Annotated in this window: 1 protein-coding gene; it reads right to left on the bottom strand. The window is 66.9% G+C overall.

From position 1 onward, the window contains the following. Positions 1-293 (bottom strand): TRAP transporter small permease (locus tag E4487_RS24200; protein WP_175254570.1); only part of this gene is annotated, 293 nt, incomplete at both ends.

Consider the following 293-nt stretch of genomic DNA (forward strand, 5'->3'; position numbering starts at 1 on the left):
CGATCATGCCGATGTGCCATTGCTGGATGCCGTAGTGGCCGAGGTCTTCGGCACCGATGCCGGCGCTGAACAGGGTGTACACCCAGTCGAAGCTGCCGACCGCGATCAGGCCGGCGTAGCCCAGGCAGCACAGGCAGGCGATAACGCCGATGACGCGCTGGATGCCGCGTGGCGCGAGCTTGACCAGCGCATCCACGCCGATGTGGCCGGCGGTACGCACGCCGTAGGCCAGGCCGAAGAAGATCAGCCAGCCGAACAGCGCCTTGGTCAGGGCGTTGCTCCAGGTCATGGCC

Origin of the sequence: Pseudomonas sp. BMW13 (genome assembly GCF_013357275.1) — a bacterium.
Lineage (GTDB): Bacteria > Pseudomonadota > Gammaproteobacteria > Pseudomonadales > Pseudomonadaceae > Aquipseudomonas > Aquipseudomonas khazarica.